At 57.4% G+C, this 16544-nt stretch carries 15 protein-coding genes and 2 pseudogenes; 14 read left to right on the top strand and 3 right to left on the bottom strand.

Annotated features, from left to right (window positions below; all coding sequences use genetic code 11):
* The 3 genes from CYG48_RS22600 (at position 1) to istB (ending at position 3429) form a co-directional block, all read left to right on the top strand.
* The gene (locus CYG48_RS22600) at positions 1 to 255 is read left to right on the top strand and encodes a hypothetical protein (protein WP_199925375.1); all 255 of its coding nucleotides are present in this window, start codon (positions 1 to 3) and stop codon (positions 253 to 255) included.
* Between the two features lie 845 nt (positions 256 to 1100).
* Positions 1101 to 2627 (top strand): IS21 family transposase, encoded by a 1527-nt coding sequence (gene istA / locus CYG48_RS18460; RefSeq protein WP_118851503.1) that lies wholly within the window; start codon positions 1101 to 1103, stop codon positions 2625 to 2627.
* Positions 2617 to 3429 carry an IS21-like element helper ATPase IstB gene (istB, locus tag CYG48_RS18455; RefSeq protein WP_057352983.1) on the top strand — a complete coding sequence of 271 codons (813 nt, stop codon included), beginning with the start codon at positions 2617 to 2619 and terminating at the stop codon, positions 3427 to 3429. The genes istA and istB overlap by 11 nt, the downstream gene beginning before the upstream one ends.
* A 492-nt stretch (positions 3430 to 3921) precedes the next feature.
* Here the strand turns inward: istB and CYG48_RS22595 are convergent, their stop codons facing one another.
* Positions 3922 to 4095: a hypothetical protein gene (locus CYG48_RS22595; protein WP_199925347.1), complete on the bottom strand. Its 174-nt coding sequence runs from the start codon at positions 4093 to 4095 to the stop codon at positions 3922 to 3924.
* A gap of 247 nt (positions 4096 to 4342) precedes the next feature.
* Here CYG48_RS22595 and CYG48_RS18450 point away from each other — a divergent pair, with 247 nt between their 5' ends.
* The 8 genes and pseudogenes from CYG48_RS18450 to CYG48_RS18415 all read left to right on the top strand — a co-directional run bounded on the left by CYG48_RS18450 (position 4343) and on the right by CYG48_RS18415 (position 12440).
* The gene (locus CYG48_RS18450; RefSeq protein WP_118852026.1) at positions 4343 to 7771 is read left to right on the top strand and encodes a response regulator; all 3429 of its coding nucleotides are present in this window, start codon (positions 4343 to 4345) and stop codon (positions 7769 to 7771) included.
* A complete protein-coding gene (locus CYG48_RS18445; protein ID WP_118852025.1) occupies positions 7768 to 8607 on the top strand; it encodes a CheR family methyltransferase in 840 nt (279 codons plus the stop codon). Before CYG48_RS18450 ends, CYG48_RS18445 begins: the two co-directional genes overlap by 4 nt.
* The gene (locus CYG48_RS18440) at positions 8604 to 9170 is read left to right on the top strand and encodes a chemotaxis protein CheB (RefSeq protein WP_118852024.1); all 567 of its coding nucleotides are present in this window, start codon (positions 8604 to 8606) and stop codon (positions 9168 to 9170) included. Before CYG48_RS18445 ends, CYG48_RS18440 begins: the two co-directional genes overlap by 4 nt.
* Positions 9163 to 10227, top strand: coding sequence for a response regulator (locus CYG48_RS18435; protein WP_245450602.1), 1065 nt, complete (start codon positions 9163 to 9165; stop codon positions 10225 to 10227). The genes CYG48_RS18440 and CYG48_RS18435 overlap by 8 nt, the downstream gene beginning before the upstream one ends.
* Before the next feature lie 62 nt (positions 10228 to 10289).
* Positions 10290 to 10481: a hypothetical protein gene (locus CYG48_RS18430; protein ID WP_118852022.1), complete on the top strand. Its 192-nt coding sequence runs from the start codon at positions 10290 to 10292 to the stop codon at positions 10479 to 10481.
* Between the two features lie 220 nt (positions 10482 to 10701).
* Positions 10702 to 10863, top strand: a pseudogene (locus tag CYG48_RS22315) (integrase core domain-containing protein); the annotation flags it as partial.
* Positions 10864 to 11254: 391 nt separating this feature from the next.
* Positions 11255 to 11569, top strand: coding sequence for a DUF982 domain-containing protein (locus CYG48_RS18420; RefSeq protein WP_118852020.1), 315 nt, complete (start codon positions 11255 to 11257; stop codon positions 11567 to 11569).
* Between the two features lie 433 nt (positions 11570 to 12002).
* Entirely contained in the window at positions 12003 to 12440 is a 438-nt protein-coding gene (locus CYG48_RS18415; RefSeq protein ID WP_118852019.1) for an EamA family transporter, read from the top strand.
* 150 nt (positions 12441 to 12590) lie between these two features.
* On the opposite strand, the pseudogene CYG48_RS18410 reads toward CYG48_RS18415, so the two are convergent.
* A pseudogene (locus tag CYG48_RS18410) lies at positions 12591 to 12845 on the bottom strand (hypothetical protein); the annotation flags it as partial.
* A gap of 698 nt (positions 12846 to 13543) precedes the next feature.
* Positions 13544 to 13786 carry a TadE/TadG family type IV pilus assembly protein gene (locus CYG48_RS18405; protein WP_118852018.1) on the bottom strand — a complete coding sequence of 81 codons (243 nt, stop codon included), beginning with the start codon at positions 13784 to 13786 and terminating at the stop codon, positions 13544 to 13546.
* Positions 13787 to 14144: 358 nt separating this feature from the next.
* Between CYG48_RS18405 and CYG48_RS18400 the strand changes: the two genes are divergently transcribed.
* The 3 genes from CYG48_RS18400 (at position 14145) to tnpC (ending at position 16522) form a co-directional block, all read left to right on the top strand.
* Positions 14145 to 14486, top strand: coding sequence for a transposase (locus CYG48_RS18400; RefSeq protein ID WP_245450344.1), 342 nt, complete (start codon positions 14145 to 14147; stop codon positions 14484 to 14486).
* On the top strand, positions 14483 to 14827 hold the full coding sequence (gene tnpB / locus CYG48_RS18395; RefSeq protein ID WP_118850826.1) for an IS66 family insertion sequence element accessory protein TnpB: 345 nt from the start codon (positions 14483 to 14485) through the stop codon (positions 14825 to 14827). The genes CYG48_RS18400 and tnpB overlap by 4 nt, the downstream gene beginning before the upstream one ends.
* A gap of 75 nt (positions 14828 to 14902) precedes the next feature.
* On the top strand, positions 14903 to 16522 hold the full coding sequence (tnpC, locus tag CYG48_RS18390; RefSeq protein WP_118850827.1) for an IS66 family transposase: 1620 nt from the start codon (positions 14903 to 14905) through the stop codon (positions 16520 to 16522).
* Positions 16523 to 16544 lie beyond the last annotated feature (22 nt).

The following is a 16544-nucleotide window of genomic DNA, read 5'->3' as shown; positions in this document are numbered from 1 at the left end:
ATGGCGATGCTTGAAAAAAGCACTGCAGCGAAGCCGCAGGCAGTGATCGTCATCCAAAGTGGACGCTTGATGTCTGTTTCAGCCAATGTCGTGATCCTCACCCTCGATCGAGGATCTATGGGCGACGAAGCTTTTGTTTTCATTAATTATCGGTATAGGAAATCATTCGTTATTTCTTCTACCGAGGTTCCCTCGTCGCTTTTTGCTGGTTCGGATGAACAATCGCCAGCGAAGTCAATCTTTGAGGAGAACTAGCACCGATCTTGCACAAGAAGGCTAAGGAAGGGTCTGAGTTCCGGGGGGGGGGGTCCCTCTGGCCTTGCCGAACGAGAGTACGTGCGTGCTATTACATGTGACGTCAGAGAATGTTACAGGGACCTTCAATGATCCGTCGCCGGAGATGTTCGTGGAAGTCATGAAGGGAGTGCAATCATGCAGAAGAAAGGCTCGCGGCGGGGGCGGCGAGCCTTTCTGAAGCGAAGCATCCTGAAAGGACGATGGGATCGGTTTGGACGCTTCGTGTGTCCAGCACTATACGAGTGCGCGAAGGATCCGCAGCACCAGATCGGACAACAAATAAAGGAGAGCCACCCGGAGGTGTGTGTTAAGAAGGGGGCAGCTCTCCTTTGGGTGCCTCAATTGGCGGTGAGGCAGGCGTTGGATAAGTGGCGGACCTTGTGCGACCAAGGATGAGCGATCGCTAAAACGACTAAAGGGCTCAGCCGTTTTTCCCGTCTGAGCCCTTTAGTCGAAAGGGAACCACTCACTGAACCCACGGCAACTATCACTGGAAACGGTTAATGAAGTCTGACCGCCCGCTTGCTAGATCTTTGACCTGAGTAACTTCAGGACGAGTTTATTAGAATTGACCTCGCCCCGTTGAAACGGTTGGCGCGGCAGCTCGCAATGCGGGCATGAACGAGGCCCGCTGCTTCTAGAGCATGGGGTAACGGGCCTCTGCCTCGCGGCGCGACCAAAGGTAATGGCGTGTTGATTTGCACTGAGAGCTGACCCGGGATTGCGGGAAATTATCACTGAGATTTGACCCATGTTTCAATCATCCCTCGCGAGGTTTCAGCGGGGGCTTTGGAGTGATCGACATGGCGTTACTGAGCGTAATCCGACGCTGGCATTTTCGAGAGCATCTTTCGATTCGGGAGATTTGCCGCAGGACCGGCCTGTCCCGGAACACTGTCCGCAAATACCTGCGGTTGGACGGCGTCGAGCCGAAGTTCAAGGTCCCGGAGCGACCGAGCAAGCTCGACCCTTTCGCAGATCGGCTGTCGGCCTGGCTGAAGACGGAATCCAAGAAGGGCCGCAAACAGAAGCGCACCCTGAAGCAGCTCCACGCCGACCTGGTGAGCCTCGGCTATGACGGTTCCTACTGCCGTGTTGCAGCCTTTGCCCGGGAATGGAAGGCAGACCGGCAGAGGGAATTCCAGACGACGGGGCGCGGAACGTTCGTGCCTCTGGCCTTCGAGCCGGGCGAAGCGTTCCAATTCGATTGGTCGGAGGACTGGGCCATCATTGGCAATGAGCGCACCAAGCTGCAGGTGGCGCATACGAAGCTGAGTTACAGCCGCGCCTTCATCGTCCGTGCCTATCTCTTGCAGACGCACGAGATGCTGTTCGACGCCCACAACCATGCATTCCGGGTCTTCGGCGGCATCCCCGGTCGCGGCATCTACGACAACATGCGCACGGCAATCGACAAGGTCGGCCGTGGCAAAGAGCGTGACGTCAACATCCGCTTCCTGGCAATGGCCAGCCACTATGTGTTCGAACCCGAGTTCTGCAATCCTGCCTCCGGCTGGGAGAAAGGACAGGTCGAGAAGAACGTTCAGGATGCCCGTCATCGTCTCTGGCAGCCCACGCCGCGCTTTCCGTCGCTGGAAGCGTTGAACGACTGGCTGGAGCAGCGCTGCAAGGAATTGTGGGCGCAGACGCCACACGGCCAGATGCGCGGCACCATCGCTGACATCTGGGCTGAGGAAGCTTTGGTATTGATGCCGGTTTCCCGGCCGTTCGACGGCTTCGTCGAGTATACCAAGCGGGTCACGCCGACCTGCCTCGTCCATCTGGAGCGCAATCGCTACAGTGTCCCGGCATCCTTCGCCAATCGGCCGGTGAGCCTCCGGGTCTATCCGGACCGTATCGTTGTCGCCGCGGAGGGCCAGATCGTCTGTGAGCACCGCCGTGTCATCGATCGCTCTCATGATCGACCGGGACAGACGATCTACGACTGGCGGCATTATCTGGCGGTCGTGCAACGCAAGCCGGGCGCTCTTCGCAATGGTGCACCGTTCGTTGAGCTACCGGACGCATTCCGAGCCTTGCAGCAATACCTCCTGAAGAAGCCGGGTGGCGACCGCGAGATGGTCGATATCCTGGCGCTGGTCCTCCAGCACGACGAACAGGCCATCCTGTCGGCCGTGGACATGGCACTGAAGTCCGGCGTCCCCACGAAGACCCACGTGCTGAACCTGCTGCATCGCCTCGTCGACGGCAAATCCTTCACACCGCCCACCATTGACGCCCCTCAGGCCCTGACGCTCATCAACGAGCCCAAGGCCAATGTCGAACGCTACGATGCGCTGAGAAAGACGGAGGCTCGCCATGCGTCATAATCCGGCAAGCGGCGCTATCGTCATCATGTTGCGGCAACTGAAGATGCACGGCATGGCCCAGGCCGTCGGCGAGCTCACGGAGCAAGGATCGCCGGCGTTCGAGGCGGCAATCCCGATCCTGTCGCAGCTTCTCAAGGCCGAGACTGCGGAACGCGAAGTTCGATCGACCGCCTACCAGCTCAAGACGGCACGCTTTCCAGCCTATCGTGATCTGAACGGCTTCGACTTCGCCAGCAGTGAGATCAATGAGGCGCTGGTGCGTCAGCTTCATCGCTGCGACTTCCTCGACGACGCCAACAACATCGTCCTGGTCGGCGGCCCCGGCACGGGCAAAACGCATATCGCCACGGCAATTGGTGTCCAGGCTATCGAACATCATCACAAGCGAGTTCGGTTCTTCTCGACCGTGGAACTGGTCAACGCGCTCGAGCAAGAGAAGTCCCAAGGCCGACCAGGGCAGATCGCCAACCGCCTGGCACACTCCGATCTCGTCATCCTGGACGAACTCGGTTACCTGCCGTTCAGTGCTTCAGGCGGTGCGCTGCTCTTCCATTTACTGAGTAAACTCTACGAGCACACGAGCGTCATCATCACCACCAACCTGAGCTTCAGCGAATGGGCCAGCGTTTTTGGCGATGCCAAGATGACCACCGCGTTGCTCGACCGGCTCACACATCATTGCCACATCCTCGAAACCGGAAACGACAGCTTCCGCTTCAAAAACAGTTCAGCCCATGAGCCCAAAACTACGAAGGAGAAACGCAGGAACTTGACCACCCCAACCACGACGGACGATACCTAAGGCGGGTCACTTCTCGGCGCAAATCCCGGGTCAGCTCTCAGTGCAAATCAACAGCGTAAGGACTTCTGAACGCGAATGATGTGGGAGTTGATCGCGGTAATTACATGCGGAAGATTTTCGCCGCCCGCTTTAGTCATGTTATTCATTGCTGCTTTTGATCCATCCGACGGTGTCATCCCGCACCTCATAAGGGTGTTGCGGCTTCCCCTAAACGACACATGTAGAAAAATGAAGGGAGCCAGTGGCTCCCTTCAGGTCTCGAAAACGGGCGTCTGGGTAGATCCGTTATCCAGATTGAACTGTCTGGAGATCTCGGCTCAAGGCTCACACGGAACTGCTCTTCCCTAAAAGCCGTCGATTTCGATGACATCTCCGAGGTCGTTTCTGACGCTATAGTCCCCAACCTTCTCGGAGAAGTAGACTGCCCGCGCTTCGGCGTCAGGACAGTTACGTCGTCAACCTGCCACTGACCGTTTCAAGCCGTCCATGCTGCTAGGCATCGATGTGCGTCATCAGGATCCTTATCGCGGAATCGCGCTCCAGACGTTTAATGGCGTCGTCCGCGTTTCGGGCTGCAACGGGCTCCAGTCCTGCCTCTTCGACGAGTTCTGCTGCGAACATCAGGAGAAGAGGCTCGTCTTCCACAACTAGCACCTTGGCCGTCATGTTCGGAGGTGCATGAGGTTCCGGTGAAAAATCGAGTTCAATTATGGGTCGTTCTTTACCCCCGGAGCGAGCGTGCCGCCGACACTGTGACGCAATCTCATGGCTGCGAGATTTTCCTACGCGGCACCTCCCACATCTGATATTGCGCTTCCGATTGGAGCAAGAACACTTAGATCATGTATCTTTCAGGATTACTCCCGCATCCCGCCGCTGAATAGCCCCCGTCCTCTCTGTCGATCGTACACTCATGAAGCAAGCAACGCCTGATGACCCCAAACGCACGCTCGGCCTCGATCCCGCTGTCGCTCTCGGCCTCGCAGGTGCAATCATCTTCTTCCTGATCAGCGGATTCTTATCATATCTAAATCTTCGTGCTCTGGAGGAGGGCAACGAGAGAATTGTCCGAACCCACGTTGCCATTGTCGCGCTCGACCAACTGTTTTCACAAGTTCAGGATGCCGAAACAGGTCAGCGCGGCTTCCTGCTCACCAACGACGAGAGCTACCTCGTTCCCTATAACACAGCCGTTCAGGCCATTCCGTCACAACTAGACACGATAGGTGAGCTAACAGGAGGCAATCCGGGTCAAGCGGGCAGGCTGGCGGCACTAAGACAGCATGTTGCAGCCAGACTGTCTGCGCTCCGCGACGCGATCGATCTTCGTCGCACCCGTGATCTGGCATCTGCAATTGCTCTCCTTAATACTGATCGCGGCAAGCGTGAGATGGATGCGATCCGTGCTCAGATCGCCGTAATGATCGAAGGCGAGGGTGATGTCAGGAGGCAACGCCTTGCAGAAATGAGTGGTGCTCAGCAGCGGGCGCTAGTCAGTACACTCTTGGCTGGCGCGCTCGGGATTGCGCTGACCGCGACGATCGGCTTCCTCGTCCGTAGGGCCACCTTGGCTCGCCGCCGTGAAGACTGGCTTCAGTCTGGTCAGGTTGCATTGACCAGCGCCATGATGGGCGATCAGCCTGTCGAGCAACTCGGCGATAGCATTCTGGAGTTCTTGGCGGGATATGTCGGTGCCGTGGCGGGGGCCGTGTTCACCGGTGGGGATGACAATTACCAGCTCGCGTCGGTCTATGGCGTCCGCGATAAGGACGCCATACCGGCCTCCTTCAGGTTAAGGGAAGGGTTACTCGGCCAAGCAGCTGCGGAAGACAAGTCGATGATGATCGATGAGGTGCCGGACGGCTATCTTATGTTCGGTTCGGCTCTTGGTGCAGACAAGCCGAGACACCTGGTCATTCTGCCCGGAAGTGTCGATGGCGCCGTCAACTCCGTCATCGAACTGGGCTTTCTGCGTCCCGTGGATAAGAACGTCATGACCCTCTTGGATCGGGCATCGGAGGCGGTAGCAATTGCTGTCCGGTCGGCAATCTATCGGAGCGAACTGCAAAGCCTGCTGGAAGAAACCCAGCGGCAATCGGAGGAACTGCAGACCCAAAGCGAGGAACTAAGGGTTTCCAACGAAGAGCTGGAAGAGCAGAGCAGAGCTTTGAAAGAATCTCAGGCGCGCTTGGAGCAGCAGCAAGTCGAGCTTGAGCAGACGAATGCACAGCTCGAAGAACAGGCCCAGCAATTGGAGGTCCAACGAGATGATCTGGAGCGCGCCAACATTTCGGTTCAACTCAAGGCGCGGGAGTTGGAGCAGGCCAGCCAGTACAAGTCCGACTTCCTCGCCAATATGTCGCATGAGCTGCGCACGCCGCTCAATTCATCGCTGATCCTGGCAAAGCTCCTTGCGGATAACCCCCAAGGCAATCTGACGGAAGAGCAGATCAAATTCGCAAAGACCATTCAGTCGTCCGGAAATGACTTGCTCAACCTGATCAACGACATCCTCGACCTGTCGAAGATTGAGGCGGGCCATGTGGATATACGGACGGAGACGGTTGCAATCGAGAGGATGGCGACAAATCTCCGCCAGCTCTTTCAGCCGCTTGCCGCTGAAAAGAAACTGGACTTTAAGATCGAGCTCGACGGAGAGACCCCGAGTACGATCGACACCGATCCGCAGAGACTGGAACAGGTCATCAAGAACCTTCTTTCAAACGCCATCAAGTTCACCGAGAGAGGCAAAGTCAGGCTCTCCATCCGTAAGAACGGTGACGGTCAGGTCGTTTTTGCTGTTTCCGATACAGGGATCGGTATCGCCCCCGAACATCAGCAAAGCGTTTTTGACGCCTTCCATCAGGCCGACGGCACCATCAGCCGCAAGTTCGGTGGCACAGGGCTCGGGCTGTCCATCTCTCGCCAGCTTGTACGTCTCTTAGGCGGAGCGATCGACCTCGAAAGCCGTCCTGGAGATGGCAGCACATTCACGGTTACAGTCCCCGAACGGTACGATCCCGCCAAGGTCACGCCGCGCGACCTGATGCCCACCAGTCCGGCCAATCCGACCCTTCCGCAGCCGAGCGCGGCTCAGCCTCCACGGGAGCTGCCGCGCAAGATCGACGATGACCGCGAGGCGCTGACCGATGGAAAGCGCATCCTCCTGGTGATCGAGGACGATGAGACATTCGCCGCCATCCTGCGCGATCTATCGCGCGAACTCGGTTTCCAATCTGTAGTCGCCGGAACCGCGGAGGAGGCCCTAAGACTTGCCAAGGAGTTCATGCCGAGCGCTGTTGTGCTCGATGTAGGCTTGCCGGACCAGTCGGGCCTAGCTGTGCTTGACCGGCTCAAGAATGATGTCCAGACGCGTCACATTCCGGTTCATGTGGTTTCCGGCAGCGACCATACCGAAACCGCCTACTCACTCGGTGCGGTAGGCTACGTCATCAAGCCAGTTAACCGCGACCAACTGGTAGAAGTCTTGCGAAAGCTGGAGACGCGTCTGTCGCAACGCGTGCACCGCGTGCTGATCGTTGAGGACGATCCGGTACAGCGCGACGCGGTAGCGAAACTTCTCGGCACCCAGGACGTCGAGACAATCACGGCAAGCACGGTGGCCGAATGCCTTGACCTTCTGAAACAGGGAACCTTCGATTGCATGGTTCTCGATCTCACATTGCCGGATGCCTCGGGCTACTCGCTGCTGGAAACCCTCAGCCAGGAGGATGCCTATGCCTTCCCGCCGGTGATTGTCTATACTGGCCGTGAACTGACCGCCGATGACGAACAGCGGCTGCGGCGGTACTCCAAATCCATCATCATCAAGGGTGCGAAATCACCCGAGCGCCTGCTCGACGAGGTCAGCCTCTTCCTGCACCAGGTGATCTCGGAGCTGCCGGACGAACAGCAGAAGATGATCCGCAAAGCCCGTAACCGGGATGCCATCTTAGAAGGACGACGGATCCTGGTTGTCGAAGACGACGTCCGCAACGTCTATGCCTTGACCAATATCCTTGAGCCACGAGGAGCAATCGTCGACATCGCCCGCAATGGCCGTGAGGCGCTGGATGTTCTGGAGAAAACGTCGGCGGATGGTGGTGCGCCCATCGACCTCGTCCTGATGGACGTAATGATGCCGATCATGGATGGCTTAACGGCGACGCGCGAGATCCGCAGAAACGCAGCATGGAAGAAGCTGCCCATCATCACCCTGACGGCCAAGGCGATGCCGGACGACCAGCAGCGTTGCATCGATGCTGGCGCCAATGATTACATGGCTAAGCCCCTCGACGTTGACAAGCTGCTGTCGTTAGTGCGCGTCTGGATGCCCAAATGACAGAAATGCCGGCGTCCGAAAAGGTTGAAGATATTGAAATACGGCTCCTGCTGGAGGCCATGTTCCTCAAATATCACTATGACTTTCGCAACTATGCGATGGCGTCGATCAAGCGGCGGCTCCGCCAGGCCCGTGAGCAGATGGGCTTTGCAACCTTCTCAGCGCTCCAGGAAAGTCTGCTGCGCGAACCGTCGATGTTGCCACGGCTTCTGCGCTATCTGACTGTTCAGGTGAGCGAAATGTTCCGCGATCCGAGCTACTTCAAAGCCGTTCGTGAGAAGGTAGTGCCGCATCTGCGTACCTACCCCTCGCTGAAAGTCTGGGTCGCCGGCTGCAGCGGCGGTGAGGAGCTTTACTCGCTCGTCATCCTGTTTCGAGAGGAAGGCTTGGAGGATCGGACCATCTTCTATGCCACAGACATCAATCAGGAAGCCTTGCAGTCGGCTGAAGCCGGCGTCTATCCGCTTGAGCGAATCCAGCTCTTCACGGAAAATCACCGCAAGGCTGGCGGGAAATCCAGTCTGTCCGACTACTACCAGGCCGCTTATGGCAGGGCGTCTTTCGATAAAAGCCTGCGGCGCAACGTGGTGTTCTCGGACCACAGCCTCGTAACCGATGCAGTCTTCGGCGAGATGCATCTGATTTCCTGTCGCAACGTCATGATCTATTTTGATCGCGATCTGCAGGACCGGGCGCTGGGGCTGTTCAAAGCATCACTTGCGCGAAAAGGGTTCCTGGGAATCGGTGCGAAAGAGAGCCTTCGCTTTTCTCGGCATGCCGGTGCCTTCTCGGATTTCGTTAGGGAAGAGAAGATCTATCAGAGGCAAGGTGAATGACGTCAAGCAGGTACCAAGCCGTGGTCGTCGGTGCATCGGCGGGAGCTGTCGAGGCCTTGTCAGTCATACTGCCTGCCTTGCCACCCACGTTCAAGCTGCCCGTGATAGTCGTCGTTCATATCCCACCTGACAGGCGGAGTGTGATCGCCGACCTCTTCAGTGCCAAGTGTCAGCTTGCGGTGAAGGAAGCGGAAGATAAGGAACCTCTAGTAGCTGGTACTATTTATTTTGCCCCTCCAGACTATCACGTGCTTGTTGAAGCCTCTATGACATTGTCGCTCTCCAATGATGAGCCAGTGCTGTTTTCTCGTCCCTCGATCGATGTCTTGTTTGAAACCGCTGCTGATGTCTATGGAGCCGAGTTGATCGCGATTGTGCTCACCGGTGCCAATCATGATGGTGCAAAAGGAACGCAGGCAGTATTGGAGGCCGGGGGAGTGGGGCTGGTCCAGGTGCCGGAAACCGCATTCGCGTCTGCGATGCCGGAAGCCGCCATCCGGGCATGCCCTGCGGCGCGCGTGCTTTCGCTCGAGGCCATCGCGGGTTTTTTGGGGGATGTCTGATATGGGGCCTGTTCCATTTCTCTTGGTCGATGATCTCGAGGAAAACCTCGTTTCGCTGGAGGCACTCCTTAAGCGTGATGACCATCTTCTGCTGAAAGCTCGCTCCGGCGATCAGGCGCTTGAGTTGCTGCTTAAGCATGATGTGGCGCTAGCACTCGTCGATGTGCAGATGCCGGGCCTTAATGGATTTGAACTCGCGGAACTTATGCGGGGCAACGAGCGGACCCGACGTATCCCAATCATATTCGTGACAGCCGGAACTGCAGATGGACGACGCTTCCGCGGCTATGAGGCCGGCGCGGTGGACTTCATCCAGAAGCCGATCGAGCCGGATGTTCTGCGCAGCAAGGTGGAAGTGTTCTTCGAGCTTTATCGACAGAGACAGCGACTGGCGGCGCAGCGTGACGAGCTAGCGGCGCAGGCGGAAGCTCTGAAAGAGGCGGCGACCCACAAGGATATCCTTCTTCGTGAAATCAACCATCGTATCAAGAACCTCTTCAGCCTGACGGCCGGGCTAATCTCGCTCAGCGCGCGTCCCGCGACCAGCGTGGCAGAACTTGAGTTGGATCTAAAATCGCGTATGGGAGCCTTGGCGCGGGCTCACGAGCTCACTCTTCCTGATTTCAATGGAGCGGGTGACTCGGGAAGCTCTGCGACGACGTTATCAGCCCTGCTCAAGGCGATCGTAGCACCGCACGAACATTCCGATGGCCCTCATGTTACTATCAACGGTTCTGATGCACCGTTAAAAGGAACGGCGCTTACGTCGCTTGCCCTACTGCTTCATGAACTGACGACGAATGCTGCTAAATATGGCGCCTTGTCCAATCCGGCCGGACATCTGGCGATTGAGGTATCGGCTGCGGATGAGCAACTGAGCCTAAGCTGGGACGAGCGTGGAGTGCCGACGTTGGGCGGAGCGCCCGAGCGTGAAGGGTTTGGCACAAAATTGGAACAAGCTGCCCTACGTGGGCTCGGAGGCTCGATCAGAAGGGACTGGCGAAGCAGCGGTCTCCGTCTTGAGCTGAACATCCCCTTGGAGAAGCTCGTGATGTGATGCCTTGGGCGACCCACCGGCGGCCAAAGGGAACGATGATGGGAGAGTGAGGGAGACGTGACATGCTTCTCATGACGCTCTTGATGCTACTCGTCTGTATCGGCCTCCCGCTTGCCTATGCGTGGAGAGTGTTCACTCTTGATGAATTCACCGAGGCAGCGTGGCTGTTGATCGTGGCCGATGCGACTGTCTTTGTAACGCTTGTTTTGCTGGTCGGGGATATGGCAGGACATTTGCCCGTTATGCAGTCGTGATGCTGTTCGCAGCCTCTGTGCTGTGGTCGGTAAGGAAACATGTTGGGCGTCCTTGGAGAAATTCCCACAGATCATCTGTGCCGCATACTCGGTGGACCACGCTTGCTTCCTGTTCGGCGGCGTTTTGATCTATATAACGTATGGAGTGCTTCCCCCTTTGAATGCGCGTGAGCGCGCATTCCCTCTGCAAGGCGGTCGTTTCATGATCGCTCAGGATGGAAAGCACCTCTTCACCAGCTACCGCCACGCGAGGGAGATTATCGAAGACTGGAGAAACGACTATAACCTGAACCGCCCGCATACCAGCCTCGACGGCTTAACCCCTTACGAGTTTGCAACCCGGTCCAGAGAGGACCAAAACATGAACAGAGCTAACTTATAAACGCGGACAAAAAGGGGAGCAGGTCAGAAAGGATGAGATCGCACAAGTCAACCTCTCCGTTGAGCACCGAATAGAGCTGCTCAAGCTCCGGGTTCGCAACATTGAATGCCTAGACAGCAGTTGGAACGACAGGGCCATCATCTTCAGCCCCGATCTCTCGTCGCACGCAGGCGATTTCTTGCAGTTCCTCCTCCACCGATGGGGCGAACCCGCGGCATGTACCGACATTTTTTTAATCTGGTGCGTAAGCGGTGACAGTCATCTTCAACTCCATTCCACGCACTTATATGGGGCGATGACTGAGCCTGTCGATGGCTCTCCAGGAAGTAGATTCGCAGCGACAAGATGGTATATTAGGGAGAATGCCGGTTACGTTCTGAAGGAGGAGATCATGAACATTCCGGAGATACCATTTCGCGTTCCTGTTCGGGCAAGACTTCTAAACGGGCTCGACCATAGTTTCCTCAGCGTCTACGATGCTCTCGATTTTCTCGAATATGAATGGCCATCGAGGCGTGGTGAGCGTTATGAACAAGCGCTTCATCATTGCCGCGCGGCCTTGAACAATCTTGCTCCTGTTGAGCTTGCGCGTGAAGCTTTCATTAGCGCTTGCTTGGAGGCAGGCATGCCCTTGACCGTCGAGCAAGCCCCTTTGGCTGGGCGTGTTCGTGTTAAGGGGCATCCGCCACCACCATCCACCTCATGAGAATGCCGAGGATTCGAGAGCAACGAGGTTTCCAAGTAGCTGAGCGGCGGGATAATGGTACCCCGAGCATCCCCGGCTGGCCGCTGCCGACGTTCTTAATCCAGTGACGACTGAATCTAATCATTGCGGGTGCACGATCCATGTGAGCCCCGCGCTGTATCTTGTAGTTTGTGTGGACGGTGACAACTTCGCCCTTTGGAGAGGGGGCTTAGTCAGGATTTGTTATGATATTTTGGAGATATTCGTCGCGTGTTCTGTGAGTGGTGTCCTTTATTCGCTCTAGCGATCGCCCATCCTTGGCGGCACAAGTCGATACCTACTACGCGCCTACCTCGCCACCAAACGAGGCGCCCGAGTTCGAGGCCGCCATGGCGCTAACCGGCGCACGGACGATCGACGAAATCTCTTCAGATGTTCTCCTGAGGAACTGAGCGTGAAAAATCTGCTTCTGAGCTGGCCGCTATGGGCGTTTCTTTCGGCGGGATTTGCTGCCTTGACCGCGATCTTTGCTAAGGTTGGTATTGAGAACGTAAACGCAGACTTTGCCACCTTCTTCCGCACCATCATTATCCTGATGGCGGCTGGACTGATGCTGTACGTCACCGGTAACTGGCAAGAACCATCAACCGTCTCACCCAAAAGCTGGCTTTTCCTCGTGCTTTCCGGCCTTGCCACGGGCGCGTCCTGGATATGTTATTTCCGAGCCTTGAAGCTTGGTGATGCCGCCCGCGTCGCGCCGATAGACAAGCTGTCGGTCGTGTTCGTCTCGGTGTTCGCCGTGCTGTTCCTTGGGGAACGGCTGTCACTGCCCAACTGGCTCGGAGTTGCCATGATTGCTGGAGGGGCAATGCTCATTGCGTATCGCGCCTGACACCAAACTGTTTTCATTTTGACCGGACAGCCGGAATAGGCAAAAAGGCTGAAGCACAGGCTTGTGGCGCTGGTACGTCCCACTTGAGATAAGTGCGATGCAGCCGCAACTTGAATGGTGGAGTGCACCCCGTTTCACCGGACATTTCGGCTAATTTGATTTAGCCCTGATGAACTGCCGAGGGGAAGCCATCTTGAGCGGATGGATTTCGTTGTAGTCCTCGATCCATCCGTCGATGAACCGGAGCGCTGTTTCGGCGTCCGGTAGTGCTGATATGCCGATATAGTCCCGCTTCAGGGTCTTGACGAAGGTGAGGAGGATTTGAAAACAGTCCAGTGGACTGTTTTCCCGACGCAAGGACATTCCGTTGGACTGCGGACTGGCCACCGGCGTGAAGCACGGTAGGACCGGAGGTTGCCTACCACCGCATGATCAACTGTCCCCGCTGGCTGAAGACAGGTTTGACTACGCTATCCGGGTCGGCGAACGCCCAGACATGATCACGCTGCACGTCGTTCTCCGGCTTGAGCTTGCAAGCGTTGCCAGCATAGGTCATGTCGTGCGTCGGGTTCTGTCATGACATTCGAATGACCTTGATGCCCACACCTACCTTCCGAGGCGTGGTTGGTCCGACGGACGGAGTACGCTTGGGAGTTGGCAGTCAGCGACATCGGCGTCAACAGGCTTGCGGGCTTCATTTGAACCCGCCAGCCTGGTACTGCAGGCTGGTGGGAGAGCCTTGAAATCGGCTTCCTCCTGCTGCACTGAATGTCGCGGCGAACTGTTGGCGGAACGGCTGCAAGGGGCCCCATTCCGGACATGCCAAAGTGGACGAGGTATTCGATCTACTGCGGTTATCTGCCGGGTCGTATTCGAACTAATAGCGAGTCACGGGTTCCGTTCAAGAGCTGGATTATCGCAAGGGCGCGACGGCCGTGAGGCGACAGAGAAACTTGCGGGCTTTGACCGACGCGCACCAAGCGTGGTCGTGTCGGTGAGGTCGCTGTACATCTCAGACTGAGGACGAGCCACCGTTTGTTTTCGCCGCCAGGAGCATACCTGCCAACACAAGCAGTAATCCAAGCGCAAAATCAGGCGTGATTTTATTGTCCAGGATGGCGACAGGTGCGACAATACCAATCAACGGCGTCAATCGGCGGGGAAATTTTGCACGCCGAAACACAACCGAGGGCAGCTGAGTCCGCTGCATCCTGCAGCTCGGTCTTCAGTGTCAGGGCGTCGGCGACGTCGATGGCTAACCCTGCGACACCTACGAGCGGCATCATCAGCAGCGCGCTCACGATCCCGAAGTTTCCCGACCTGTCTCTGATAAAGTGGCGAAGCATAGATTCATTTCCGTACGATCCTGACAAGACTATCGCAGAAGAACGTAAGTAAGTGGTTCCGAGGCCTCCTTAATGAGAAGGAACTCTTTTCATTGCCACCACAACGAATCATCACGCGTCCGCAAGCTATGGCCTCCGGCGATCCGGGCGTTGAGGTCCTGCACGTCTCCGAAGCAGGATCGGCAGGATGCTTAGCCGCCTTCATGAGCGGCGTCTGCTGGTCGAGTGTAAGCGCGTAGGCGACCCCACGTATCTTTCGGAATGCTGATCGGCGATTTTCTGCATGAGTCATGCGGAGAGTCCTATGAGTGATAGTGTGAATCAGGCTCGAACCTTTGAGATTTTGACCGCGGAGCCCGTGAGAAGACGACGCAAGCCGCGGGACTGGTCGGATGACGAAAAGGCGCGGATCGTCGCCGCGACGCTGCAGCCTGGGGCCAATGTCTCGGCGGTTGCCCGGTCTGAAGGCTTGGATCCCTCGCAGCTTTATGGGTGGCGTCGCAAGGCACTGGCATCGGGCGTTGTAGCACCAGTTGTAGCACCCCTGACAGAGGGAACGGGAACGCAAAAGTTCGCGCGCGTTGAAACGGTATACAACGGCTCGGTCGATATTGTCATTGCGGATATGGTCGTGCGCGTCGGCGGCGATTTTGATCCCGATCACCTGGTGAGGGTTCTACGGGCGGTTCGCAAGGCATGATCGCTTCAGGTGTGGTGGTCTATGTGTCGTGCCAGCCGGTCGACTTTCGCAAGGGAGCCGCCTCGTTGATGGCGCTGGTGCGGGATGGCGGTCTTGATCCCTTCAATGGCGCGCTTTACGTCTTCCGCTCGAAACGGGCCGATCGTATTCGCATTGTCTGGTGGGATGGCAGTGGGGTCTGCCTCTATTCGAAAACCCTGGAAGATCAGGGCTTCTGCTGGCCGGGCATATCGGCGGCACGGATCCGTCTGGACCATTCTCAGCTGATGGCGTTGCTGGCCGGAATGGATTGGAAGAAGATCCGCCCGGCCAAGGTCAGGCGACCCTTGTTGATGGGCTGACAGCGCCTGCGGCAAGATGAATCATGCCGCTGTAATGGTTGGGAAAACGGCTGTTTTTGTGCTCTACTCATTGCCATGGATTTGCCCCCTCACGACCTGCCGGACGACGTTGACGCGCTGAAAGCGATGGTCCTCGCGATGGCGCGCGAGCAGGCTGCGAAACAAGCCCGACTGAAGGCCGCTGAAGCTGAGATCGCCCGGTTGGAGGCGGTGGAGAAGAGCGCCAACGAGCGGATTGCCAACCTCACATCGATCCTGAAGGTTCTGCAGCGTACCCAACATGGCACCCGTTCCGAGCGACTGCGCCTTGGTGTCAATGACGAGCAGGTGTCCTTTGCCTTCGAGGAAGTCGAGACCGGCCTTTCGGCAATCCAGAGCGAGCTTGATCAAGCGGCCAAGGACAAGCCGAAACGGGCAGCACGTCCGCGCAAGGGCTTTGCCGCTCATCTCGAACGCATCGAGGAAGTGATCGAGCCGGAGATCCCTGCTGAATACGTGGGCTTGGAAAAGGTCCTGATTGGTGAGGATCGCTCCGAACGGCTGGATGTCGTGCCGCCGAAGTTCCGGGTCATCGTGACGCGTCGCCCCAAATACACCTTCCGCGGCCACGATGGCGTGCTCCAGGCTTTGGCACCGGCGCACATCATCGAAAGCGGCCTGCCGACGGAGCGGCTGCTCGCCTATATCGCCGTCTCCAAATACGCCGACGGCCTTCCGCTTTACCGGCAGGAGGCAATCTATCTACGCGACGGTGTCGAGATCAGCCGATCGTTGATGGCCCAGTGGATGGGGCATCTGGGCTTCGAACTTCAGATTTGCGCCGATTACATCCTTGAGCGCGTCAAGGAGGGCGAAAGGATCTTCGCCGACGAAACGACCTTACCCACTCTTGCGCCCGGTTCGGGAAAAACGACGAAGGCCTGGCTATGGGCTTACGCTCGCGATGATCGACCCTATGGTGGAACCAGCCCGCCGATGGTGGCCTATCGGTTTGAGGACAGTAGGGGCGCTGACTGCGTGGTCCGTCATCTCGCCGGATTCAGCGGCATCCTGCAAGTTGACGGCTACTCGGCCTATACCAGTCTCGCCAAGACGCGTGCCAAAGACGGCAGCAATGAAACGATCCGGCTCGCAGGATGCTGGGCGCATCTTCGCCGCAAGTTTTACGACCTTCACATCAGTGGTGTCTCAAAGGCTGCAACGGACACGATCATCGCGATGACCGAGCTGTGGCGCATCGAGGATGAGGTCCGCGGTCGGGATGCCGACAGCCGTTCGGTGCTGCGTCAGGAAAGATCTGCAACCATCGTCTCCGAACTCTTTGATCTTTGGGAGAAGGAGCTGGGCAAGGTCTCTGGCAAGTCCAAGACCGCCGAAGCAATCCGTTACGCGCTCACCCGGCGCGAAGCACTGGAGCGTTTCCTGACGGACGGCCGGATCGAAATCGACTCCAATATCGTCGAGCGCGCGATCAGGCCTCAAACAATTACGAGAAAGAACAGTCTATTTGCCGGCAGCGAGGGCGGTGGACGGACGTGGGCGACGCTGGCCACGCTTCTCCAGACGGCCAAAATGAACAACGTCGATCCGCTCGACTGGCTTTCCCAGACCTTGACCCGCATCGCGAAAGGCTGGCCAGTATCCGAGCTGGACGCGCTCATGCCCTGGAACTTCAGGCCTGACGCTATCGGCTAACCGCTTACGGTCGAGTTGATCG

Origin of the sequence: Neorhizobium sp. SOG26 (assembly GCF_003491345.1) — a bacterium.
Taxonomy (GTDB): domain Bacteria; phylum Pseudomonadota; class Alphaproteobacteria; order Rhizobiales; family Rhizobiaceae; genus Neorhizobium; species Neorhizobium turbinariae.
Note: the sequence above shows the minus strand (reverse complement) of the source record. Positions and strands in the feature narration are given on the sequence as shown.